At 65.9% G+C, this 20,498-nt stretch carries 24 protein-coding genes; 14 read left to right on the forward strand and 10 right to left on the reverse strand.

What is annotated here, in order from left to right; translation table 11 throughout:
* Positions 1 to 114: 114 nt before the first annotated feature.
* From purM to ACYQ4T_RS03350, 4 genes are all read left to right on the forward strand, one after another.
* Positions 115 to 1,203 (forward strand): phosphoribosylformylglycinamidine cyclo-ligase, encoded by a 1,089-nt coding sequence (gene purM, locus ACYQ4T_RS03335; protein WP_459852026.1) that lies wholly within the window; start codon positions 115 to 117, stop codon positions 1,201 to 1,203.
* The gene (gene purN, locus ACYQ4T_RS03340) at positions 1,197 to 1,871 is read left to right on the forward strand and encodes a phosphoribosylglycinamide formyltransferase (protein WP_459850846.1); all 675 of its coding nucleotides are present in this window, start codon (positions 1,197 to 1,199) and stop codon (positions 1,869 to 1,871) included. The genes purM and purN overlap by 7 nt, the downstream gene beginning before the upstream one ends.
* A gap of 3 nt (positions 1,872 to 1,874) precedes the next feature.
* On the forward strand, positions 1,875 to 2,732 hold the full coding sequence (locus ACYQ4T_RS03345) for a hypothetical protein (RefSeq protein ID WP_459850848.1): 858 nt from the start codon (positions 1,875 to 1,877) through the stop codon (positions 2,730 to 2,732).
* A 229-nt stretch (positions 2,733 to 2,961) separates the two neighbouring features.
* Positions 2,962 to 3,180, forward strand: a complete 219-nt coding sequence (locus tag ACYQ4T_RS03350; RefSeq protein ID WP_459850850.1) for a hypothetical protein — start codon at positions 2,962 to 2,964, stop codon at positions 3,178 to 3,180.
* A gap of 82 nt (positions 3,181 to 3,262) precedes the next feature.
* On the opposite strand, the gene ndk is transcribed toward ACYQ4T_RS03350, so the two are convergent.
* Positions 3,263 to 3,685, reverse strand: coding sequence for a nucleoside-diphosphate kinase (gene ndk / locus ACYQ4T_RS03355; protein ID WP_459850852.1), 423 nt, complete (start codon positions 3,683 to 3,685; stop codon positions 3,263 to 3,265).
* A gap of 142 nt (positions 3,686 to 3,827) precedes the next feature.
* Between ndk and ACYQ4T_RS03360 the strand changes: the two genes are divergently transcribed.
* The 3 genes from ACYQ4T_RS03360 (at position 3,828) to ACYQ4T_RS03370 (ending at position 7,204) form a co-directional block, all read left to right on the forward strand.
* Positions 3,828 to 5,723 (forward strand): ABC-F family ATP-binding cassette domain-containing protein, encoded by a 1,896-nt coding sequence (locus tag ACYQ4T_RS03360; protein WP_459850854.1) that lies wholly within the window; start codon positions 3,828 to 3,830, stop codon positions 5,721 to 5,723.
* Between the two features lie 192 nt (positions 5,724 to 5,915).
* Entirely contained in the window at positions 5,916 to 6,854 is a 939-nt protein-coding gene (locus ACYQ4T_RS03365) for a DnaJ C-terminal domain-containing protein (RefSeq protein ID WP_459850856.1), read from the forward strand.
* Complete coding sequence (locus ACYQ4T_RS03370) at positions 6,851 to 7,204, forward strand: chaperone modulator CbpM (RefSeq protein ID WP_459850857.1); 354 nt, start codon at positions 6,851 to 6,853, stop codon at positions 7,202 to 7,204. The genes ACYQ4T_RS03365 and ACYQ4T_RS03370 overlap by 4 nt, the downstream gene beginning before the upstream one ends.
* 34 nt (positions 7,205 to 7,238) lie before the next feature.
* Here the strand turns inward: ACYQ4T_RS03370 and adhP are convergent, their stop codons facing one another.
* Both adhP and ACYQ4T_RS03380 read right to left on the reverse strand, forming a co-directional pair.
* Positions 7,239 to 8,270, reverse strand: coding sequence for an alcohol dehydrogenase AdhP (adhP, locus tag ACYQ4T_RS03375; RefSeq protein ID WP_459850859.1), 1,032 nt, complete (start codon positions 8,268 to 8,270; stop codon positions 7,239 to 7,241).
* Positions 8,271 to 8,404: 134 nt separating this feature from the next.
* Complete coding sequence (locus ACYQ4T_RS03380; RefSeq protein ID WP_459850861.1) at positions 8,405 to 9,199, reverse strand: hypothetical protein; 795 nt, start codon at positions 9,197 to 9,199, stop codon at positions 8,405 to 8,407.
* Between the two features lie 160 nt (positions 9,200 to 9,359).
* On the opposite strand from ACYQ4T_RS03380, the gene ACYQ4T_RS03385 reads away from it, so the two are divergent.
* Positions 9,360 to 9,692: an antibiotic biosynthesis monooxygenase family protein gene (locus ACYQ4T_RS03385; RefSeq protein WP_459850862.1), complete on the forward strand. Its 333-nt coding sequence runs from the start codon at positions 9,360 to 9,362 to the stop codon at positions 9,690 to 9,692.
* A 10-nt stretch (positions 9,693 to 9,702) separates the two neighbouring features.
* Here the strand turns inward: ACYQ4T_RS03385 and ACYQ4T_RS03390 are convergent, their stop codons facing one another.
* The 7 genes from ACYQ4T_RS03390 to fabD form a co-directional block, all read right to left on the reverse strand.
* Positions 9,703 to 10,107 carry a hypothetical protein gene (locus tag ACYQ4T_RS03390; RefSeq protein WP_459850864.1) on the reverse strand — a complete coding sequence of 135 codons (405 nt, stop codon included), beginning with the start codon at positions 10,105 to 10,107 and terminating at the stop codon, positions 9,703 to 9,705.
* 5 nt (positions 10,108 to 10,112) lie between these two features.
* Complete coding sequence (locus ACYQ4T_RS03395) at positions 10,113 to 10,484, reverse strand: hypothetical protein (RefSeq protein WP_459850866.1); 372 nt, start codon at positions 10,482 to 10,484, stop codon at positions 10,113 to 10,115.
* A 1-nt stretch (position 10,485) separates the two neighbouring features.
* Positions 10,486 to 11,553: an endolytic transglycosylase MltG gene (gene mltG / locus ACYQ4T_RS03400; protein ID WP_459850868.1), complete on the reverse strand. Its 1,068-nt coding sequence runs from the start codon at positions 11,551 to 11,553 to the stop codon at positions 10,486 to 10,488.
* Positions 11,554 to 11,565: 12 nt separating this feature from the next.
* A complete protein-coding gene (gene fabF / locus ACYQ4T_RS03405) occupies positions 11,566 to 12,828 on the reverse strand; it encodes a beta-ketoacyl-ACP synthase II (RefSeq protein WP_459850870.1) in 1,263 nt (420 codons plus the stop codon).
* Positions 12,829 to 12,877: 49 nt separating this feature from the next.
* Complete coding sequence (locus ACYQ4T_RS03410) at positions 12,878 to 13,114, reverse strand: acyl carrier protein (RefSeq protein ID WP_028100244.1); 237 nt, start codon at positions 13,112 to 13,114, stop codon at positions 12,878 to 12,880.
* Positions 13,115 to 13,307: 193 nt separating this feature from the next.
* Positions 13,308 to 14,045: a 3-oxoacyl-[acyl-carrier-protein] reductase gene (gene fabG, locus ACYQ4T_RS03415; protein ID WP_459850872.1), complete on the reverse strand. Its 738-nt coding sequence runs from the start codon at positions 14,043 to 14,045 to the stop codon at positions 13,308 to 13,310.
* 17 nt (positions 14,046 to 14,062) lie between these two features.
* Positions 14,063 to 15,013 (reverse strand): ACP S-malonyltransferase, encoded by a 951-nt coding sequence (gene fabD, locus ACYQ4T_RS03420; RefSeq protein WP_459850874.1) that lies wholly within the window; start codon positions 15,011 to 15,013, stop codon positions 14,063 to 14,065.
* A 313-nt stretch (positions 15,014 to 15,326) separates the two neighbouring features.
* On the opposite strand from fabD, the gene rpsF reads away from it, so the two are divergent.
* The 6 genes from rpsF (at position 15,327) to ACYQ4T_RS03450 (ending at position 20,498) form a co-directional block, all read left to right on the forward strand.
* The gene (gene rpsF, locus ACYQ4T_RS03425; RefSeq protein WP_459850875.1) at positions 15,327 to 15,824 is read left to right on the forward strand and encodes a 30S ribosomal protein S6; all 498 of its coding nucleotides are present in this window, start codon (positions 15,327 to 15,329) and stop codon (positions 15,822 to 15,824) included.
* Entirely contained in the window at positions 15,824 to 16,120 is a 297-nt protein-coding gene (gene rpsR, locus ACYQ4T_RS03430) for a 30S ribosomal protein S18 (protein WP_395023130.1), read from the forward strand. The genes rpsF and rpsR overlap by 1 nt, the downstream gene beginning before the upstream one ends.
* A gap of 13 nt (positions 16,121 to 16,133) precedes the next feature.
* Entirely contained in the window at positions 16,134 to 16,715 is a 582-nt protein-coding gene (gene rplI / locus ACYQ4T_RS03435; RefSeq protein ID WP_459850876.1) for a 50S ribosomal protein L9, read from the forward strand.
* Positions 16,716 to 17,063: 348 nt separating this feature from the next.
* Positions 17,064 to 18,569 (forward strand): replicative DNA helicase, encoded by a 1,506-nt coding sequence (locus tag ACYQ4T_RS03440; protein WP_459850877.1) that lies wholly within the window; start codon positions 17,064 to 17,066, stop codon positions 18,567 to 18,569.
* A 10-nt stretch (positions 18,570 to 18,579) separates the two neighbouring features.
* Positions 18,580 to 19,728 carry an alanine racemase gene (gene alr / locus ACYQ4T_RS03445; protein WP_459850878.1) on the forward strand — a complete coding sequence of 383 codons (1,149 nt, stop codon included), beginning with the start codon at positions 18,580 to 18,582 and terminating at the stop codon, positions 19,726 to 19,728.
* Entirely contained in the window at positions 19,725 to 20,498 is a 774-nt protein-coding gene (locus tag ACYQ4T_RS03450; RefSeq protein WP_459850879.1) for an MlaE family ABC transporter permease, read from the forward strand. The genes alr and ACYQ4T_RS03450 overlap by 4 nt, the downstream gene beginning before the upstream one ends.

The raw sequence follows: 20,498 nt of genomic DNA on the forward strand, positions 1-20,498 counted from the left end.
ACTGGCAAGCTTGCAAATTTTCCCGAGAAAACCGGCGGCAACGCCCATTGAAAACCGTCTTGAAAACGCTATTGTCCCGTCCCTGGCTTATAGCCCAGTTCCGGGGAGGATGTCATCACAAGCACGACCAGCCGAAACGGCCTCACCTATCGCGACGCCGGCGTGGATATCGATGCCGGCAATGCGCTGGTCGAGGCGATCAAGCCGCTTGCCAAGGCGACGGCGCGCAAGGGCAGCGACGCGGGCCTGGGCGGCTTCGGCGCCTTCTTCGACCTGAAGGCGGCGGGCTACAACGACCCGATCCTGGTCGCCACCACCGACGGCGTCGGCACCAAGCTGAAGATCGCGATCGAGGCCAACCGGCACGGCACGATCGGCATCGATCTCGTCGCCATGTGCGTGAACGACCTGGTGGTGCAGGGCGCCGAGCCCTTGCTGTTCCTCGACTATTTCGCCACCGGCAAGCTCGACGTCGAGAGCGGCCGGCAGATCGTCGCCGGCATCTCCGACGGTTGCCTGCAGGCCGGCTGCGCGCTGGTCGGCGGTGAGACCGCCGAGATGCCCGGCATGTACGCCCAGGGCGATTACGATCTCGCCGGCTTCGCGGTCGGCGCGGTCGAGCGCGGCAAGCAGATCACCGGCGAAGGCGTCAAGGCGGGCGACGTCGTGCTGGGCCTCGGTTCGTCGGGTGTGCATTCCAACGGCTACTCCCTGGTGCGCAAGGTCGTCGTCTCGGTCGCCGGCCTCGACTACAGCGCCAAGGCGCCGTTCGATCCCAACAAGACTCTCGGCGAAGCGTTGCTCGCGCCGACGAAGATTTATGTAAAGAGCTGCCTCGCCGCGATCCGCGCCAATGGCGGCGCGGGTGGCGTCAAGGCGCTGGCGCATATCACCGGCGGCGGCTTGCTGGAGAACATCCCGCGCGTGCTGCCGAAGGATCTCGCCTGCGAGATCGACGCGTCGCGCTGGCAACAACCGCCGGTCTTCGCCTGGCTGCGCAAGACCGCCGGAATCGATGCTCAGGAGATGGCGCGCACCTTCAACTGCGGCATCGGCATGGTGATGGTGGTGGCGCCGGATCGCGTGGACGCGGTCAAGGGCATCCTGGAAGGCGCCGGCGAGACCGTCGCGGCGATCGGCACGATTCGCCCTCGCGTCGGCGACGCGCCCGGCTGCAGCGTGATCAACACCGGCAAATGGTAGCCCAGGCGGCGACCAAAGGGCCGCTGAAGGTCGCGGTGCTGATCTCCGGCCGCGGCAGCAATCTGCAGGCGCTGATCGATCATTTCGGCCCGGTGATCACGTCGAGCCCGGTGCGCATCGTCACCGTGATCTCCAACCGCCCGGGCGTGCAGGGGATCGAGCGCGCGAAGAAGGCCGGCATCCCGACCCGGGTCATCGACCACAAGACCTTCCCCGACCGCATCGCCTTCGACGCCTCGCTCGACCGCGCAATCCGCGAGGCGGGCGCCGAGCTGGTGGTTCTGGCCGGCTTCATGCGGCTGCTGACCGAAGGCTTCGTCGCCGCCTGGAAGAACCGGCTGGTCAACATCCATCCCGCCTTGCTGCCGTCGTTCCGCGGCACCGACACCCATCGCCGCGCCCTGAAGCGCGGGGTGAAGCTGCACGGCGCCACCGTGCATTTCGTGCGGCACGAGACCGACACCGGCCCGATCATCGCCCAGGCCGCCGTGCCGGTGCTGATGAACGACACGCCCGATACGCTCGGCCTCCGCGTCCTCCAGGCCGAGCACAAGCTCTACCCGCTGGCGCTGCGCCTGATCGCCGAAGGCCGGGTCACGCTCGACGACGAGCGCGCGGTGGTCGACGGCCGCTCCGAGCCGGCCGTCCTCTTCAGCCCGGCGCTCTGAACAATGCAGCGCTGGCTCCTGGCGCTGGCGATCCTCTCCGGGCTGGTTCCTGGTGCCGCCCGCGCCGAGGTCACCGACCACTATGTCCTGCTGATGGTCTGGATGCCGGGCCTGTGCAAGTTCGAGCCCGATCGCCCGGAATGCAAGGAACTCACCCTGCGCCGCTATGACGGGCTGAACCTCGCCTTCATGGCGCTGCAATCGGCGCGGCCGAGCAACGCCTCCAACACCTTCTGCTACACCATGATCAGCGACGAGAGCCAGGATCGGTCGCGGCAATGGTGCGACATGTACCAGCCGAAGATCCCCGACACCTTGACCTTGCAGCTGAAGACGCTGATGCCGGTGATGCAGTCCTGCCAGGACCGCGGCCTCTGGGCGCGCTATGCCAGCTGCACCCTGTTCTCGGCGACTGACTATTATTCCCGCGGCATCAAGCTCGCCAAAGCCTTCGCCGCCACCCAGTTGAACGGCAAGATCGCCGGGGCGGTGGGCGCCACCGCCAAGCAGACCGAGCTGATCGAGGCCTTCAAGGCGGATTTCGGCGACGAGAAGGTGAACGCGGTCGAGTTCATCTGCCGCAAGCTCGGCAAGGAATCGCACCTGCTGCAGGTCCGGGTCGCGCTGATGCCGCGCGCACTCACCCGCGGCATCGCCAAGGAATTCCTCTGGAAGCCGGCGACCCCGCTGCGCCGGACCTGCCCGGAAAACATCATCGTGGACGCGCCCCCGGTGCCGATCGCCGGGACCGGTCCGGACGCGCCCCCGGCCCAGCCGGCCGAACCCGGGGTCCCGGAAGCCGTCCCGGTCGGCCCGGTCGATACCGAGCCCCTGGAGCCGACTGGGCCGGTGGTGCGCTAGGAAACATCAAGTTCTTGTGGCGCCCCCACCCCCAACCCTCCCCGGAAGACGGGGGAGGGCTTTGCACGGTGATGCCGTCTTCCTCCCCCGGCTTCGGGAGAGGTGAAGTGGGGGTGCCCCGCAATGATTGCCGCCAGAAGCACCCCGATCTGCGGCTTTCGGCGCATTGCCCAAGCGGCAAAGCTCGGGTAAAACTCCGCGCCAGGACGAGACTCTAACGGGGTATCCGATGACGACGCTGAACGACGAAATCCTTGCCGACCGCCAGCGCACCTGGGCCGGCGTTTCCAAGCTGCTGTTCTGGGGCACCATCGAATCGCTGGTGCTGACCCTGGTGACCGTGCTGTTCGCCATCAACGGCCCCAGCCTCGGCATGTTCGTATTCGGCTTCGGCGCCATCATCATCGTCAGCGGCATCGTGTTCGCGAAGATCGTCGGCGGCAAATAGCCGGCGCGCCTCCACGCGCGCCAAAGCAAAACGGCGCCGCCCGGTGGGGCGGCGCCGTTTCTGTTTGCAGCGGACGGCGGCTTTAGCCGACGATCTCGATCCCGCTGAAGAAGAAGGCGATCTCGATCGCGGCGTTCTCCGGCGAGTCCGAGCCGTGCACCGAGTTGGCTTCGATCGATTCGGCGAACTCCTTGCGGATGGTGCCGGCATCGGCATTGGCCGGGTTGGTGGCGCCCATGACCTTCCGGTTCTTGGCGACGGCGTCCTCGCCCTCGAGCACCTGGACCACGACCGGGCCGCTGGTCATGAACTTCACCAGGTCGTTGTAGAACGGGCGCTCCTTGTGGACGGCGTAGAACGCGCCGGCCTGGGCGGTCGAGAGCCAGACCCGCTTCTGCGCGACGATGCGCAGGCCCGCCTCTTCGAACTTGGCGTTGATCTTGCCGGTCAGGTTGCGGCGCGTGGCGTCCGGCTTGATGATCGAAAAGGTGCGCTCTTTGGCCATGGTCTCGTTCCTGTGTGTGGGAAAACGCCGCTTCTATTGCGGCTTGGCGAAATGGTCGCTGGCTTATATACAACTCGCCGCGCCGCCGCAACGCCCCGGAAATCCGGCCCAAGTGACCAATCCATAAGGCTTTTTTGACCGCATGTTGACCGTATCGAACCTCTCTTACCGGATCGCGGGGCGGGAGATCTTGTCCGACACCGGCTTCAGCCTGCCGGCCGGGCACCATGCCGGCATCGTCGGCCGCAACGGCACCGGCAAGTCCACCCTGCTCAACATCATCTCCGGCAAGCTCCACCAGGATTCCGGCACGGTCGAGTGGCCCAAGCTCTGGCGCATGGGCATGCTGGCTCAGGAAGCGCCGGGCGGGCCGGAAAGCCTGCTGGAGACCGTGCTCGCCGCCGACAAGGAACGCGCCGCCTTGCTGGCGGAAGCGGAGACCGCCGAGGATCCCGACCGGATCGGAGAGATCCATGCGCGCCTGATGGACATCGACGCGCATTCGGCCGAAGCGCGCGCCGCCGAAATCCTCGCCGGCCTCGGCTTCAACGCCGAAGCGCAGCAGCGGCCCTGCAGCGACTTCTCCGGCGGCTGGCGGATGCGCGTGGCCCTCGCGGCGGTCTTGTTCTCGCGGCCCGAGCTGCTGCTGCTCGACGAGCCGACCAACCATCTCGACCTCGAGGCGACGCTCTGGCTCGAAGGCTTCCTGAAGAACTACCCGCACACCATCCTGCTGGTGAGCCACGACCGCGACCTGCTGAACAATGTGGTGGACAAAATCATTCACCTGCACGACTGCAAGTTCACGGTCTATACCGGTGGCTACGATACCTTCGAAGAGACGCGGCGCGAGCGTCTGGCCCTGCAGGCCTCGATGGCGGCGAAGCAGGAAGCCCAGCGCAAGCACATGATGGCCTTCGTCGACCGCTTTCGCTACAAGGCCTCGAAGGCGCGCCAGGCCCAGTCGCGCCTGAAAGCCATCGAGAAGATGAAGCCGATCGCCGTCGCCGCGGAAGAGCGAGGCGTCGAGTTCGACTTCCCCGAGCCGCAGGAATTGCCGCCGCCGCTGATGACCCTGGATCACGTCGCGGTCGGCTACGAACCGGGCAAGCCGATCCTGCGCAAGATGGATCTGCGGCTCGATCCGGACGACCGCATTGCGCTCCTGGGTTCCAACGGCAACGGCAAGTCCACCTTCGTGAAGCTGCTGGCCCAGCGGCTGCAGCCGATGGAAGGCGAGATTCGCCGCTCCTCCAAGATCCGCATCGGCTATTTCGCCCAGCATCAGACCGAGGAACTGGACCTCGACGCGACGGCGCTGATCCTGATGGACCGCGCCGCGCCGAACATCACGCCCGAGAAGCGCCGCGCCCATCTGGGGCGCTTCGGCTTCGGCCCGGACAAGATCAACACCAAGGTCGGCTCATTGTCCGGCGGCGAGAAGGCGCGGCTGTTGCTGGCGCTGATGAGCTGGTCGGCGCCGAACATCCTGCTGATGGACGAGCCCACCAACCATCTCGACGTCGACAGCCGCCAGGCCCTGGTGCAGGCGATCAACGATTTCGGCGGCGCCGTCGTCCTGATCAGCCACGACCCGCATCTGATCGAGCTCTGCGCCGATCGCTTGTGGCTGGTGAAGGACGGCACGGTGCGCGGCTTCGACGGCGACCTCGACGACTACCGCCAGCTCCTCCTGGACGACGCCCGCGCCGCCGCGCGCGGCGAGAGCAGCGCCAAGAAGGGCGACCGTCCCTCGCGCAAGGAAGAGCGCCGGCAAGCGGCGCATCAGCGGGCGGTGAAACGCGCCCAGCTAGAAGAGCAGGCCGAGCGCGCCGGCCGTGCGGTCGAGAAGCTCACGCAAGCGCTCAAACTGGTCGAAGCCAAGCTCGCCGACCCGAAACTCTACGAACGCGCCCCCGCGGAAGCCGCCGACTGGCAGAAGAAGCACGCCGAAGTCACCGCCAAGCTCGCCGAAGCCGAGGAGAGCTGGCTGGAAGTGTCCGGTCAGCTCGAAGGCAAGGTGGCGGCGGAGGAGTAGGGAGCGCGCCTGCTCCCAACTCGCTCGTCATCCCAAGGCTTGGCCTTGGGATCCACGAGTTTCTCGCTTCAGCGACGCTGCCCGCCGATCTAAACTCGTGGCTGCCAAGGCCAAGCCTTGGCATGACGGTACTCATTCCGGGGAAATATTCCGGGCGCATAATGCAAATCTGACGGCGCGATCGGCTTTGGCATGGCCGATTACAACGATGGAGTGACGCGTTTGGACGATCCCTACCAGACCCTCGGCGTGGCGCGCGATGCCGGTGCGGAAGAGATCCGCAAGGCCTATCGCAAGCTGGCGAAACAGCTCCATCCCGATCTCAACCCCGGCAATGCCAAGGCGGAGGAGCGGTTCAAGGCGGTCGCCGCCGCGTATGCGCTGCTCGCCGATCCGGTCACGCGCGGAAAATTCGATCGCGGCGAGATCGATGCGGAGGGTCATGAACGCGCCGCCCAGGCCGGCCCGCGCGGTCCCTTCTATCGTAACTATGCCGAGGCCGATCACGGCCATCGTTATGCCTGGCATGCGGAGGATCTCAGCGATCTGTTCGGCTCGGCCTTCGACGAGGAAGGCACGCCGCGGCCGCGCCGCGGTCACAACGAGCATTATGCGCTGGCGGTCGAGTTCCTCGACGCGGTCAACGGGGCGACGCCACGGCTGACCCTGCCCGACGGGCGGGTGCTGGATGTGAAGATTCCGCCGGGCACCGTCGAGGGCCAGACGCTGCGCCTGCGCGGCCAGGGCGGCCGCGGCCGCAACGGCGGCCCGAACGGCGACGCCTTGATCGACATCCACGTGAAGCCGCACCGCTTCTTCACCCGCGACGGCCGGGACATCAGCCTGGACCTGCCGGTGAGCCTGGCCGAGGCGGTCCTCGGCGGTCCGGTCGAAATCCCGACGCCGCGCGGCAAGGTGCGGATGCAGATCCCCAAGCATGCCGACAGCGGCACCAAGCTTCGGCTGCGCGGGCGCGGCGTGGCCGCGCACGGCAAGGTCGCGGCCGGCGATCTCTACGCCACCTTGCGGGTGGTGGTGGGCAAGCCCGACGCGGCCCTCGAAGAGTTCCTGCGCAACTGGAAGCCGGAGCCGCCACTCGAACCGCGGCGCGCGATGGAGGCCGGATCATGAGCGACCAGCCAATGACGATCACCATCGACGTCCTGATCGCGCAGGTCACAGGCCTGACGCGCGAGGACCTGGAACACTGGATCGCCAATGAATGGGTGCGGCCGGAAGAGGCGGGAAGCGGCGGCGACTACGTGTTCCACGAAATCGACGTGGCCCGGGTGCGGCTGATCCAGGAGCTGCACCACGACCTCAAGATTAACGAGGAGGCGCTGCCGGTCGTGCTCTCGCTGCTCGACCAGCTCTACGAACAGCGCCGCCGCCTGCGCGCGCTCAACGACGCCATCGCCGCGGTCGCACCGGAAGAGGTGCGCCGCGATCTGGCGCGGCATCTCGCCAAACGCACGGAGTAGCCGCGCGACTCGTCCGCGCCTGAAGGCCCGCGCGCTATTGCGCGAAGTCCAGCACGACCCGCCCGTCCACCGTGCCTGCCTTCAGCCCGGCGAACACCTCGTTGATGTCGCTGAGTGACTTCCGGTGGATATGCGCGTTCACCTTGCCTTCAGCGGCGAACTGGATCGCCTCGGCGAGGTCCTTGCGGGTGCCGACGATCGAGCCGCGGATGGTGATCCGCTTCAGCACCACGTCGAAGATCGGCGTCGCGAAATCTCCCGGCGGCAGGCCGACCAGGCTGATCGTGCCCTTGCGCCGCACCATCTGCAGCGACTGCGAGAAGGCGGCGGGCGAGACTGCGGTGACCAGGATGCCGTGCGCGCCGCCGCCGGTCTGCTTCACCACCTGCTGGGCGGCATCCTTGTCGCGGGCGTTGACGGTGACCTCGGCGCCCATCTCGCGGGCGAGCTTCAGCTTGTCCTCGGCGACGTCGATCGCCGCGACATGCAGGCCCATGGCCTTGGCGTATTGGATCGCGACATGCCCCAAGCCGCCGATGCCGGAGATCGCCAGCCATTCGCCGGGCTTGGCCACGGTCTCCTTGATGCCCTTGTAGGTCGTGACTCCGGCGCAGAGGATCGGCGCCATTTCGCCGAAATTGACCCGGTCGGGCAGGCGGCCGACATAGGCGGCGTTGCCGATCGCATACTCGGCGAAGCTGCCGTTCACGCTGTAGCCGCTGCAATGCTGGGATTCGCACAAGGTCTCCCAGCCGGTCATGCAATGCTCGCAGCCGCCGCAGGCGTCGTGCAGCCAAGCGATGCCGACCGGATCGCCTTCCTTCAAGCCGGTGACGCCGGCCCCGAGCGCGGCGACGATGCCGGCGCCTTCATGACCGGGGATGAAGGGCGGCGTCGGCTTCACCGGCCAGTCGCCGTCGGCGGCATGGAGATCGGTATGGCATACGCCGGTCGACATGATCTTCACCAGCACCTCGCCCGGCCCCGGTGTCGGGATCGCGACTTCCTCGATCGTCAGCGGCTTGCCGAACGCGCGAACCACCGCGGCCTGCATCGTCTTCGCCATCTTATCCTCCAATGTTCATCAGTCGGGAGGAACATAGAAGCCGCGCCTTCGCACCGGCCTTGACCGATGTCAATCGCCTGCGCAGTCGGTGCTCTCGACTCGAAATGTCACGCCGCTGTCATCGAGCCCCGGCGCTACGGGGCGGGCGGCGCTTGGAAGCCTTGGCGGGTCCATTCATAGACACGTGTGTCGGTCCGGAAGCTTCCGACGCGGGCGGAAGCCATATCCAGGATATTCACGATGACGATCGTCCAGATCGCCGTCAGCATCAGGATCGGCAGGCGTACCGGCTTTCCCTTGAGCCCGAATTGATAGCCGAGCGACGCCATGCTGAGCAGCATGAGGGCGATCATCAGCCAAAAGATCTGCCAAGGCAGCCTGATGCCGAGCACGAAACGCTCGGCGGTGCTAGCGTCAAAAGTCTCGTTGACGGCAGCCATCAGCGACGCCGAGATCGGGTCCGGGCGTTCCCGGACCAGGGTGGTGACATGACTCCAGATCGTCTGCTGCAACCGGGATGTCTCGTCGTTCGCCTTGGCGCGCTCGGCCTTGTCGAGACCGGCGCGCACGAAGCCCTCGCGCACGTCGAGATACTTCTCGAGCAGCCGCGCGACCTCCGCGGCGGCAGGCGCGTCGATGGCCTTTGCACGCAGCCAGGCCGTGCCGATGGCATTCGCCTCCTCGAGAGAGCCGAGGCGCCGCTCGTTGAACCGGCTTGTGGCGTAGGAAAGCGTCAGCGCCAGGACGAAGGCCAGGAGCGCCAGCATGCCGGCGACGACCACGCTCACATGCTCGGCTTCGCCGCCGCGCTGCGCCTTGACCCGACCGCCGAAGCGATACCCGAGTTCATGGGCGGCGAACTGGCCCGCCAGGATCAGCAGGGCGACCAGCGCGATGCTCACGTCTGCGATTTCAGCGAGCATTTCCATGCAGACCGATCTTGTCCGGAACGCCGGCGATTAGACATTGGACCTTGGGGCACTCCACCGAACCGCCATCCGGACGCATGGCTGTCCGGCGGCGATCGCAAATCTCCCGCGGCTGCCGCTCGCCTAGTCTCACTCCATCACGGTACGGGAGAGTCGGGACATGTCGGGGGAAATCGCAGAAACACCGCAGCCGCCCTATTACGCGGTGATCTTCAGCTCATTGCGCACCGAGGGCGACGACGGGTACGGCGCGATGGCCGAGCGGATGGATGCGCTGGCGCGGCAGCAGCCGGGCTTTCTCGGCATGGAATCCGCGCGCGAGGGGCTCGGGCTCACGGTCGGATACTTCCGCAGCCTCGAGGATATCGCCGCCTGGAAACGCAACGTCGAGCATGCCGAAGCGCAGCGCCGCGGCCGCGCCGACTGGTATTCAGCCTATCGCGTGCGCATCGCCAAGGTCGAGCGGGAATACGGCTTCGAGAAGAAGGCCTGATGCCTCCGGCTCAGCAGTCGTTGCCGAGATAGAGCGCGCCCGCCTTGAGATCGACGCCCATGTAGCATTCATAGGGCGAGTCGTCGGGCGCCAGCGAACCGCCGGATTCCGGGCTTGGTCCGGCATAGCAGGCGAGGCTCTTCGACCACTTCACCATGCGGCCGACGCATTCGTCCGGCTTGGGCTCGCCGGGGATTGCGTCCCACATCGACTTGGCGACGTCGCCGGTCAGCGTCATGTAGACGTGGTCCTTCGGCGCATTCGGATCGTCGGAATCCATCGCCGGGCCCATGTAGAAGTCGCCGGTGAGCGGCTTGATGTCGAGCTGCACGTCTTCCTGCGCCAGCGCCGGCGCGCTTGCCGCGCAGAGCAGGCCGACCATCATCCAGAACCGCATCTCGATCTTCCCCTTCATTGCGATCAGCACTCCTGCCGGAATTCCGTCTCGCTGGACTTCAGGTTGATGCCCACATAGCAGTCATAGGGCGACTCCAGCACGATGTCGGGCGATCCCGGGGCCGGCGGTCCGTAGCAGACCAGCTTCTCCAGCCGCTTCGCCATCCGGCCGCTGCATTCCTCAGGCGCGGCCGCGACCGTGATCGCATCCCACATCGACTTTGCGACGTCGCCGTCGAGGTAGAAGGAGACGTAGTCCGCCGGCGCGTTGGGATCCTCGGATTCGGCCGGCGGTGACAGGAAGTAGGTACCCGTGATCGGACGACCCTCGTCCTGTGCCAGCGCCGGGATGCCGGCTGCTGCACAGATCAAGACGGCTACCACCAGCAACCGCATCTCAGTTCTCCCCGTCGCTGTCCCCCGAAGCCCCGCCCCCGGCGGCCCCTTCGGCCTGGCTCTTCAGAAACTTGCGCCATTTGGCCACGTTCTTGTTGTGCTGGTCCAGGGTCTCGGCGAAGGCATGGCCGCCGGTGCCGTCGGCGACGAAATAGAGCTCCTTGGTCTTCTGCGGCCTGAGCACGCCCTTCAGCGCCGCCAGGCCGGGATTGGCGATCGGTCCCTTGGGCAGGCCGGTGATGACATAGGTGTTGTAGGGACTGTCGAGCTTCAGGTCCGCGGTGGTCAGCAGCCGGTCCAGCTTTCCCTTGCCGTCGGTCAACGCATAGATGACGGTCGGGTCCGACTGCAGCGCCATGCCCTTCTTGATCCGGTTGTAGAAGACCGCGGCGACGCGGGCACGCTCATCGGCCTGCGAGGTCTCCTTCTCGACCAGCGAGGCGAGGGTCACCGCCTCGTCGGGCGAGGTCAGCGGGATGTCCTTGTCGCGTTTCTCCCAGAGGGCGGCCAGCTGCACCTGCATCTCCGAGCGCATGCGCTCGATGATCTGCGCGCGGGTATCGCCCAACACGAAGAAATAGGTCTCCGGCAGCAGCGAGCCCTCGGGCGACTTCGGCGGCAGCGGGCCGTCAAGGTCGGGTTGCGCTGCCAGGACGTCGTAGATCTCGCTGACCGTGAGCCCCTCGGCGATGGTCACCCGGTGCAGCACCACCTTGCCTTCGATCAGCACGCGCATGGCGCCGCGTGGGCTCACCGAAGCGGGGAACTTGAACTCGCCGGCGTGGAGCGGCAGGCCCTCGGCGGAGAAGCGCGCCCCGAGCTTGAACACCAGCGGGTTGTCGATGACACCGGCATCGGCCAGCACCTTGGCGATGCCGTTCAGGCCGGCGCCCTTCGGGATGACGACGATCTTCTCGTCGCGCAACGGCCCGGCGGCGTTGAACTCGTGCCAGTACCAGGCGGCGAGGCCGCCGACCACGAAGCCGAAGACGATCAGGACGAAGAAGACGCCCTCAACCCATTTGAAGAGTCGGCTGTGCGGCTTCTTGGGTTCAGTGGGCTCGCTCACCAGCCCACCGCCTCAGTTCGGTGCGGAGAAGACCAGGCTCGCATTGGTGCCGCCGAAACCGAAGGAGTTCGACAGCACGTTGCGGATCTTGCGCGGCTTCGCCTGCTTGGGGGCAAGGTCGATGTCGCAGCCCTCGGAGGGGTTGTCGAGGTTCAAGGTCGGCGGCGCCACTTGGTCGCGCAGCGCCAGGATCGAGAAGATCGCCTCGACCGCGCCCGCCGCGCCCAGCAGATGCCCGATCGCCGACTTGGTCGAGGACATCGTGAGCTGGTAGGCATGGTCGCCGAACAGGCGCTTCACCGCACCCAGCTCAATCTCGTCGCCCAAGGGCGTCGAGGTGCCGTGCGCGTTGATATAGTCGATGTCCGCCGGGTTGAGCTTGGCGCGCTTCAACGCCGCCTGCATGGCGCGGAAGCCGCCGTTGCCGTCCTCGGCCGGCGCGGTGATGTGGTGCGCGTCGCCGGACATGCCGTAGCCGACGACCTCGGCATAGATCTTGGCGCCGCGGGCCTTGGCGTGCTCATACTCTTCCAGCACCAGGATGCCGGCGCCTTCGCCCATGACGAAGCCGTCGCGGTCCTTGTCCCAGGGCCGCGAGGCCGCCACCGGGTTGTCGTTGAAGCTGGTCGAGAGCGCGCGCGATGCGGCGAATCCGGCGATGCCGAGGCGGTTGATGGTGGATTCGGCGCCGCCCGCTACCATCACGTCGGCGTCCTCCAGCATGATCATGCGCGCGGCGTCGCCGATCGCATGGCTGCCGGTGGCGCAGGCCGTCACCACCGAGTGGTTCGGGCCGCGGAAGCCGTGCTTGATCGAGACATGGCCCGACGCGAGGTTGATCAGAGCCGCCGGGATGAAGAACGGGCTGACGCGGCGCGGACCCTTTTCCTTCAGGATCTGCGAGGTTTCGTAGATCACGTTGAGCCCGCCGATGCCGGAGCCGATCATGACGCCGGTCGAGTTGCGCTCGGCGTCGGTCTTCGGCTGCCAGCCGGCATCCTTCACGGCTTCATCGGCGGCGGCCATCGCCATGACGATGAAGTCGTCCATCTTCTTCTGGTCTTTGGGCGTGACGTATTCGTCGGGATTGAAGTTGCCCGAGGAGATGTCGCCGCGCGGCACCTGGCCAGCGATCTTCGCCGGCAGGTCGGAGACGTCGAAGGATTGGATCGAGCTGATTCCGGAATCGCCCTTGATCAGCCGCTTCCACACATGCTCGACACCGACGCCCAGGGGCGAAACGATACCGATTCCTGTGACCACCACTCGACGCATGATGACCTGCCTTCAGCTCGACGATGTAAGGAGATGCGAGCCGATCAACTCACGCGGACTTCGACTTGATGAAGTCGATGGCATCCTTCACCGTGAGGATCTTCTCAGCGGCGTCGTCGGGGATCTCGCAGCCGAACTCTTCTTCGAAGGCCATGACCAGCTCGACGGTATCAAGGCTGTCCGCGCCCAGATCGTCGATGAAGCTGGCGCCTTCGGTGACCTTCGACTCCTCGACGCCGAGATGCTCGATGACGATCTTCTTGACCCGTTCCGCGATGTCGCTCATTTGCAAGTCCCTCTCTGCTGCGCCGCCCTTCGCTCTTTGCCGGCGGAAAATCATGTCACGCTGGCCGGTCTTACGGCCACGAAATTGGCCCGCAAACCCCCCGAAATCCCAGTGGGCCGGCGCATGTCGAGCGGTGAATTAACATAGTTGTTCCGCTTTTGCCAGCGCCCGGGGCGATTCGCAAAAAGCCTCGTCAAATCATGGCCATGCCGCCGTTCACATGCAGGGTTTGACCGGTCACGTAGCCGGCCTCGTCGCTGGCCAGATAGACCACCGCGGCGGCGATGTCGCCGCCGGAACCGAGCTTGCCCATCGGCACCTTGGGCAGGATCTGCGCCTTCTGCTCCTCGGTCAGCGCATCGGTCATCGCGGTCTCGATGAAACCCGGCGCCACGGTGTTCACCGTGATCGAGCGCGAGGCGAGCTCCTGGGCCAGCGCCTTCGACATGCCGATCATGCCGGCCTTGGCCGCGGCGTAGTTCGCCTGGCCGGGATTGCCGGTGACGCCGACGATCGAGGTGATGCCGATGATGCGGCCGAAGCGGCGCTTCATCATGCCGCGCATTGCGGCGCGGGCGAGGCGGAAGCCGGCGGTGAGGTTCACGTCCAGCACCTTCTGCCATTCCTCGTCCTTCATCCGCATCGAGATGTTGTCGCGGGTGAGGCCGGCATTGTTGACCAGGATGTCGAGCTTGCCCATGGCCGCCTCGGCATCCTTGACCAGGGCCTCGGTGGCCGTAGGATCGCCGAGGTCACAGGGAAGAACATGCGTGCGCTCGCCCAGTTCCGCCGCCACTTTCTCCAGCGCCTCGCGCCGGGTGCCGGAGAGCGCGACCGTGGCGCCCTGCGCGTGCAGCGCCTTGGCGATGGCCCCGCCGATGCCGCCCGAAGCGCCGGTGACAAGCGCGGTCTTGCCGGTAAGATCGAACATCCTGCTTTCCTTCTTCTCTAGCTGAGCGCCTTCAGCGCCGCTTCGATATCCTCCGGCGCGCCGACCGAGCTCGCTTCGATCTCGCGGTCGATGCGCTTGGTGAGGCCGGCCAGCACCTTGCCGGCGCCCAATTCGAAGAGGCGGGTGACGCCTTCCTTCTTCATGGTCTCGACGCCCTCGCGCCAGCGCACGGTCGCGGTCACCTGCTCGACCAGGAGCTTGCGGATCTGGTCCGGATCGCTGACCGGCTGCGCGGTCACGTTGGCGATCACCGGCACCGCCGGAACTTTGAGCGTCGCCTTCTCCAGCGCCTCGGCCATGGCGTCGGCGGCCGGCTGCATCAGTGCGCAGTGAAAGGGGGCGGAGACCGGCAGCAGCACGCTGCGCTTGGCACCTTTCTCGGCGGCCAGCGCGATCGCGCGCTCGACCGCTTCCTTGTGGCCGGAGACCACGACCTGGCCCGGCGCGTTGTCGTTGGCTGCGGAGCAGACCTTACCGGTTTCCTTGGCGGCCGCTGCGGCGATCTCCTGTGCCGCCGGCAGATCGAGGCCGAGCAGGGCGGCCATCGCGCCGACGCCGACCGGCACCGCCTTCTGCATCGCCTGGCCGCGCAGCTTCAGCAGTCTGGCTGCGTCCGGCAGCGAGAGCGCGCCCGCGGCGGCCAGCGCCGAATATTCCCCGAGGCTGTGCCCGGCGACGAAGCGCGCCTTGGCGGCGAGGGCCCATTTGCCCTCGGTTTCCAGTACCCTCAAGACCGCCTGGCTGACCGCCATCAGGGCCGGCTGGGCGTTCTCGGTCAGGGTCAGATCCCCCTCCGGACCCTCGAACATCAGCCTGGAGAGCTTCTGTTTGAGCGCGTCATCGACTTCCTCGAAGACGTGTTTGGCGGCCGGAAAGGCCTCGGCGAGCGCGCGGCCCATGCCGACGGCCTGCGATCCCTGACCCGGGAAAACGAAAGCGCGGATCATTTAACCCCCTGAAAGACGAATATATTTCGGTTAAGGACGGCTGGACTCGCGTGTTTCACGCGCTCCTATATAAGTCCGCTGTCTAGCCGTGGCGACGCCTGGTCGCAAGACCCCGAAATCGCCTTGATTTCAGGGGTTCGGGCTGTATAGTCCGCCGCCTTAACCCTGCCAGTTCACGGTTTCCCGCGGATCCGCGCGAAGCCAGCCGCCGCGACCCATGTCACGCCGGCCCGTGGGATTGGCTAGGTCCGGTCGGCTCGTCTTCTTGGAAGGCAGCTCCGGACCGCGAAAAGCCATAGGGAGTCTTTCGCTTATGCCGTTCTATGAGAACGTCTTCATTGCGCGTCAGGACGTGACCACCGCCCAGGTGGAAGCCCTGACCGAGCTCTTCTCCGGGATCATCACCGCCCAGGGCGGCAATGTCACCAAGAAGGAATACTGGGGCCTGAAGAGCCTCTCCTACCGCGTCCGCAAGAACCGCAAGGGCCACTACACGCTCTTGAACATCGATGCGCCGGCCGCTGCCGTCATCGAGATGGAGCGCAACATGCGCCTCCACGAGGACGTGCTCCGCCAGCTCACCGTCAAGGTCGAGGAGCTCGAAGAGGGCCCGTCGGCGATGATGCAGAGCAAGGGCGGCCGTGACCGCGACGATCGCGGTGACCGCGGCCCCCGTGGCGACCGTGACCGTGGCCCGCGCGATGACCGCGGCCCCCGTGGCGATCGGGGTGGTGATCGTGATGACCGCTTCCGCTCGTCGCGCGGCCCGCGCCCCGAAGCGGCAGCTTCCAGCGAAGGAGCATCTGAATAATGTCTGGTGAACGCGAAGGCCGCGAAGGCCGTGACGGTGGCCGCGAGGGCGGTCGTGGTGGTGGCGGCGGTGGCCGTCGTCCCTTCTTCCGTCGCCGCAAGTCCTGCCCGTTCTCGAGCGATAACGCGCCGAAGATCGACTACAAGGACGTCCGTCTGTTGAGCCGCTTCATTTCCGAGCGCGGCAAGATCGTACCGAGCCGCATCACCGCGGTTTCGGCGAAGAAGCAACGCATTCTGGCCCAGGCCATCAAGCGCGCCCGCTTCCTCGGTCTGCTGCCTTACGTGATTAAGTAAGGAGGACGGGAACATGGACGTCATTCTTCTGGAGCGGATCGAGCGTTTGGGCCAGATCGGCGATGTGGTGAAGGTGAAGCCGGGCTTCGCCCGCAACTTCCTGCTGCCGACCAAGAAGGCCCTGCGCGCGACCGACGAGAACAAGAAGCGTTTCGAGGCGCAGCGCGCGCAGATCGAAGCGAACAACCTGAAGCGCCGGCAGGAAGCCGAGAAGATCAGCGACAAGGTCGATGGCCTCAAAGTCGTGATCATCCGCCAGGCTTCCGAGACCGGCATCCTGTTCGGCTCGGTCTCGACCCGCGACATCGCGGAAGGCGTGACCAAGGCCGGCTTCACCATCGACCGCGCCCAGGTGAAGCTCGACAAGCCGATCAAGACCCTGGGCCTGCACGACGTGCGCGTCGCGCTGCACCCGGAAGTGATCGTGAAGGTCACCGCCAACGTCGCCAAGTCGGAAGACGAAGCGGCGGCGCAGGAGAAGGCCGGCGGCTTCGTTGCCGCGCAGGCCGAAGACCAGGCGCAGGCCGACCTCGACAAGCTGCTGGCCGAGGCCGAGTTGGCCTCCGCCGGCACCGAAGAGGCCGCGCAGCAGTAAATCTCGCTGCACGGCGTGCGAAAAGCTCGGCCGCTCCTCGCAAGGGGAGCGGCCGAAGCTTTTTTTGCTGAGAGAGTTGGGCGCGCTCGCCACACACTACGCCGTCATGCCAAGGCTTGGCCTTGGCATCCACGAGTTTGAATCCGTTGGGTAAGTGCGCGACGAGAGCAACTCGATGACGAGCGAGTTGGTTGAAACAGCGAGACGATCGCAATGACGATCGAGTGAATCGGAATCTTTTGCCTAGAGCGCGACTCGATAACAGTCCTAGAATCGATCCCGGATATACACGCTATCCACAAGCAGATCGTCCGCCGGTCTATGACGCTCTGATGTATGGTCGCGCAAATGGAAACTGGATCGAACAACGTCACGAGACTGCCGCGCGGCGACAACGTCGTGCCGCAGCGCACACCGCCCGTCAATTACGACGCCGAGAAAGCATTGCTCGGTGCGATCCTCGCCAACAACCTGGTCTATGACCGCGTCAACGAGTTCCTGCGGCCGGAGCATTTCGCGGACTCGCTGCACGGCCGCATCTACGAGGCGATCGGCAAGCTGGTGCAGCGCGGCCAGATCGCCAATCCCGTCACCCTGAAGAATCTGTTCGACCAGGATGGCGCGCTCGCCGAGATCGGCGGCGCGCAGTATCTCGTCGATCTCGCACAGTCGGTCGTGACGGTGATCAACGCCGACGACTACGGCCATGTGATTCACGATCTCTATCTGCGGCGCCAGCTGGTCGATCTCGGCGAGACCGTGGTCAACGACGCCTATGTCTTCGGCCTCGAGGACACCGCGGTCCAGCAGATCGAAGCGACCGAGCTGAAGCTGTTCAACCTCGCGGAATCCGGCCAGACCGAGAAGGGCCCGCAGGGCTTCAACGTCATCCTGAAAAGCGCGTTGGACATGGCGGAAGCCGCCTTCAAGCGCGACGGCCATATCACCGGTGTCACCACCGGCTTGCGCGACCTCGATCGCATGCTGGGCGGCTTGCAGAAGTCGGACCTGATCATCCTGGCCGGCCGACCATCCATGGGTAAAACCGCGCTCGCCACCAATATCGGCTTCAACGCCGCGGAAGCCGCGCGCGACCCCTCGACCGGCGAGCGCCACCGGGTGGTGTTCTTCTCGATGGAAATGTCGTCGGAGCAATTGGCCACCCGTATCATGGCGGAGAAGTCCGGCATCTCCTCGGACAAGATCCGCCGCGGCGAGGTCCGGACCGAGGACTTCCAGAAGATCGTCGAAGCCGCCCATGCGATGAACGAGGTGCCGTTCTTCATCGACGACACCCCGGCCTTGACCATCCCGATGCTGCGCACCCGGGCGCGCCGTCTGAAGCGCCAGCATGGGCTCGACCTGATCGTGCTCGATTACCTCCAGCTGATGCGCGGCTCCGGCTCGCGTGGTTCGGAGAACCGGGTGCAGGAAATTTCGGAGATCACCCGCGGCCTCAAGGCCATCGCCAAGGAACTCGACGTGCCGGTCCTGGCGCTCTCCCAGCTCAGCCGCGCGGTCGAGCAGCGCGACGACAAGCGGCCGCAGCTCTCCGACCTGCGTGAATCCGGCTCGATTGAGCAGGACGCCGACGTCGTCATGTTCGTCTACCGCGAGCAGTATTACCACGAGCGTGCCGAGCCCAATCAGCGCCCGGATGAGGACGACAGCAAGTTCAACGAGCGCCGCGACCGCTGGATGAAGCGCGGCGAGGAAGTCCACAACAAGGCCGACGTCATCGTCGCCAAGCAGCGCCACGGCCCGATCGGCACGCGGCAGCTCTACTTCGAAGGCATGCTGACGCGCTTCAGCGATCTCGCCGAAGACGGATCGCTGCCCCAGCAATACGAATAACGCGACGCCGATGCCCGATGCCTCGACGGCGGTCCTCACCATCGACCTCGCCGCCATCGCCGAGAACTACCGGATCCTGGCCCGGCAGGTGGCGCCCGCCACCTGCGGCGCGGCGGTGAAAGCCGACGCATATGGGCTTGGCGCCGCGATGGTGGCGCCGGTGCTGCACCGTGCCGGCTGCGAGCATTTCTTCGTGGCGACCGTGGACGAAGCCTTGGCGCTCCGCCCAATCCTGCCGACTTCCAAGATCTACGTCCTCAATGGCCTGCCGGCGGGCGCCGCCGAGACGATTGCGGCCGAGAACCTGATCCCGGTTCTCGGTACCTTGGCGCAGATCGCGGAATGGGGGCTTTTCTGTCGCGCGAACCGGCCGCACCCGGCGGCGCTGATGATCGACAGCGGCATGTCGCGGCTCGGCCTGTCCGAAGCCGACATGCTGCGCCTCGCCGGCGATCCCGGCTTGCTGCAGGGCATTCCCGTCGTCCATGCGATGAGCCATCTCGCCTGCTCGGATGACGAAAAGCACCCGATGAACCTGAAGCAGCTGACAGCCTACAAGGCGGTGGTCGAGCGCTTCCCCTGGCCACAAGGCACGCGGCCGACCCTTGGCATGGCGGCCTCCGCCGGCTGCTTCCTCGGCACCGACTACCTCTTCGACCTGGCGCGGCCGGGGGCGGCGCTTTATGGCCTGGAGCCCATGATCGGGCATCCCAACCCGATGCGTCCCGTGGTCGCTCTGGAGGGAAAAATCCTGCAAATACGGGACGTTGACTTGGGTATGACCGTTGGATATGGTGCCACGCATCAATTCAGGGGCAGGTCACGCCTCGCGGTCATCGGGGTCGGCTATGCCGACGGAATCTTCCGATCGCTGGGCAATCGCGGCGCCGTTTTCGTCGCAGGGGAGCGGGCGTCCATCGTGGGCCGTATTTCTATGGATCTGATGACCGCGGATATCGGCCATCTGCCTTCTTCCGCCTGCAAAGTGGGCGATGCCGTCGAGATCATCGGTCCGCACCAGAGCGTCGACGACTTGGCGCGCGATGCGGGCACGATCGGCTATGAGATCCTGACCGCGCTCGGCAATCGCTATCTGCGCCGCTATCACGCGCCAGGAATTCACAGCCCGGGAATTCACGGCGCGGGGACCGCAGCGTGACCGCCGTCCTGCAACCGATCGGCCGCACTTTCCTGAACGGCCTCTCCGCCATGGGGCGGCTGACCTTGTTCGCGCTGGTGGCGGTCCGGCATTGCCTGACGCCGCCCTTCTATCCGCGCCTGCTGGTCCGGCAGATGATCGAGATCGGCTACTACTCGCTGCCCTATGTTGGCATGACCGCGGTCTTCACCGGCATGGTCCTGGTGCTGCAGACCTATACCGGCTTCAACGTCAACGCCGAAGGCCTGATGCCGCAGATCGTGGTCCTGTCCTTGACCCGCGAGCTTGGCCCGGTGCTGGCGGCCTTGATCGTCGCCGGCCGGATCGGCGCCTCGATGGCGGCCGAGATCGGCACCATGCGCGTCACCGAGCAGATCGACGCGCTCTCGACCTTGAGCACCAACCCCTTCAAGTATCTGATCGCCCCGCGGATCTGGGCCGGCGTCACCATGCTGCCGCTGCTGGTGGGTATCGGCGATATCATCGGCGTGTTCGGCGGCTATTTGGTCGCCGTGCACAAGCTCAACTTCAACTCGGGAAACTTCCTGAAGAACATCTCGGAGGCGACCGAGTTCATCGACGTCTTCTCCGGTCTGGTGAAGGCGGCGGTGTTCGGCTTCACCATCACGCTGATGGGCTGCTACCACGGCTTCAACTCGAAGGGCGGCGCCCAGGGCGTCGGCAAGGCGACCACCAACGCGGTCGCCACCTCGATGATCCTGATCCTGATTCTCGACTACATCCTCACCGAACTGTTCTTCTCCAAGTGA

This window comes from Dongia sp. agr-C8 (genome assembly GCF_054658695.1).

What these genes read in the sequence shown, in the direction of transcription:
- purN (WP_459850846.1), top strand. Translation starts at nt 1,197, where the DNA reads ATGGTAGCCCAGGCGGCGACCAAAGGGCCGCTGAAGGTCGCGGTGCTG.
- fabF (WP_459850870.1), bottom strand. Translation starts at nt 12,828, where the DNA reads ATGCGTCGAGTGGTGGTCACAGGAATCGGTATCGTTTCGCCCCTGGGC.
- adhP (WP_459850859.1), bottom strand. Translation starts at nt 8,270, where the DNA reads ATGGCGAAGACGATGCAGGCCGCGGTGGTTCGCGCGTTCGGCAAGCCG.
- ACYQ4T_RS03380 (WP_459850861.1), bottom strand. Translation starts at nt 9,199, where the DNA reads ATGGAAATGCTCGCTGAAATCGCAGACGTGAGCATCGCGCTGGTCGCC.
- ACYQ4T_RS03360 (WP_459850854.1), top strand. Translation starts at nt 3,828, where the DNA reads ATGTTGACCGTATCGAACCTCTCTTACCGGATCGCGGGGCGGGAGATC.
- ACYQ4T_RS03410 (WP_028100244.1), bottom strand. Translation starts at nt 13,114, where the DNA reads ATGAGCGACATCGCGGAACGGGTCAAGAAGATCGTCATCGAGCATCTC.
- ACYQ4T_RS03395 (WP_459850866.1), bottom strand. Translation starts at nt 10,484, where the DNA reads ATGCGGTTGCTGGTGGTAGCCGTCTTGATCTGTGCAGCAGCCGGCATC.
- ACYQ4T_RS03440 (WP_459850877.1), top strand. Translation starts at nt 17,064, where the DNA reads ATGGAAACTGGATCGAACAACGTCACGAGACTGCCGCGCGGCGACAAC.
- rpsF (WP_459850875.1), top strand. Translation starts at nt 15,327, where the DNA reads ATGCCGTTCTATGAGAACGTCTTCATTGCGCGTCAGGACGTGACCACC.
- fabG (WP_459850872.1), bottom strand. Translation starts at nt 14,045, where the DNA reads ATGTTCGATCTTACCGGCAAGACCGCGCTTGTCACCGGCGCTTCGGGC.
- ACYQ4T_RS03365 (WP_459850856.1), top strand. Translation starts at nt 5,916, where the DNA reads ATGGCCGATTACAACGATGGAGTGACGCGTTTGGACGATCCCTACCAG.
- ACYQ4T_RS03350 (WP_459850850.1), top strand. Translation starts at nt 2,962, where the DNA reads ATGACGACGCTGAACGACGAAATCCTTGCCGACCGCCAGCGCACCTGG.
- ndk (WP_459850852.1), bottom strand. Translation starts at nt 3,685, where the DNA reads ATGGCCAAAGAGCGCACCTTTTCGATCATCAAGCCGGACGCCACGCGC.
- alr (WP_459850878.1), top strand. Translation starts at nt 18,580, where the DNA reads ATGCCCGATGCCTCGACGGCGGTCCTCACCATCGACCTCGCCGCCATC.
- ACYQ4T_RS03390 (WP_459850864.1), bottom strand. Translation starts at nt 10,107, where the DNA reads ATGAAGGGGAAGATCGAGATGCGGTTCTGGATGATGGTCGGCCTGCTC.
- rplI (WP_459850876.1), top strand. Translation starts at nt 16,134, where the DNA reads ATGGACGTCATTCTTCTGGAGCGGATCGAGCGTTTGGGCCAGATCGGC.
- ACYQ4T_RS03345 (WP_459850848.1), top strand. Translation starts at nt 1,875, where the DNA reads ATGCAGCGCTGGCTCCTGGCGCTGGCGATCCTCTCCGGGCTGGTTCCT.
- ACYQ4T_RS03385 (WP_459850862.1), top strand. Translation starts at nt 9,360, where the DNA reads ATGTCGGGGGAAATCGCAGAAACACCGCAGCCGCCCTATTACGCGGTG.
- fabD (WP_459850874.1), bottom strand. Translation starts at nt 15,013, where the DNA reads ATGATCCGCGCTTTCGTTTTCCCGGGTCAGGGATCGCAGGCCGTCGGC.
- ACYQ4T_RS03370 (WP_459850857.1), top strand. Translation starts at nt 6,851, where the DNA reads ATGAGCGACCAGCCAATGACGATCACCATCGACGTCCTGATCGCGCAG.
- rpsR (WP_395023130.1), top strand. Translation starts at nt 15,824, where the DNA reads ATGTCTGGTGAACGCGAAGGCCGCGAAGGCCGTGACGGTGGCCGCGAG.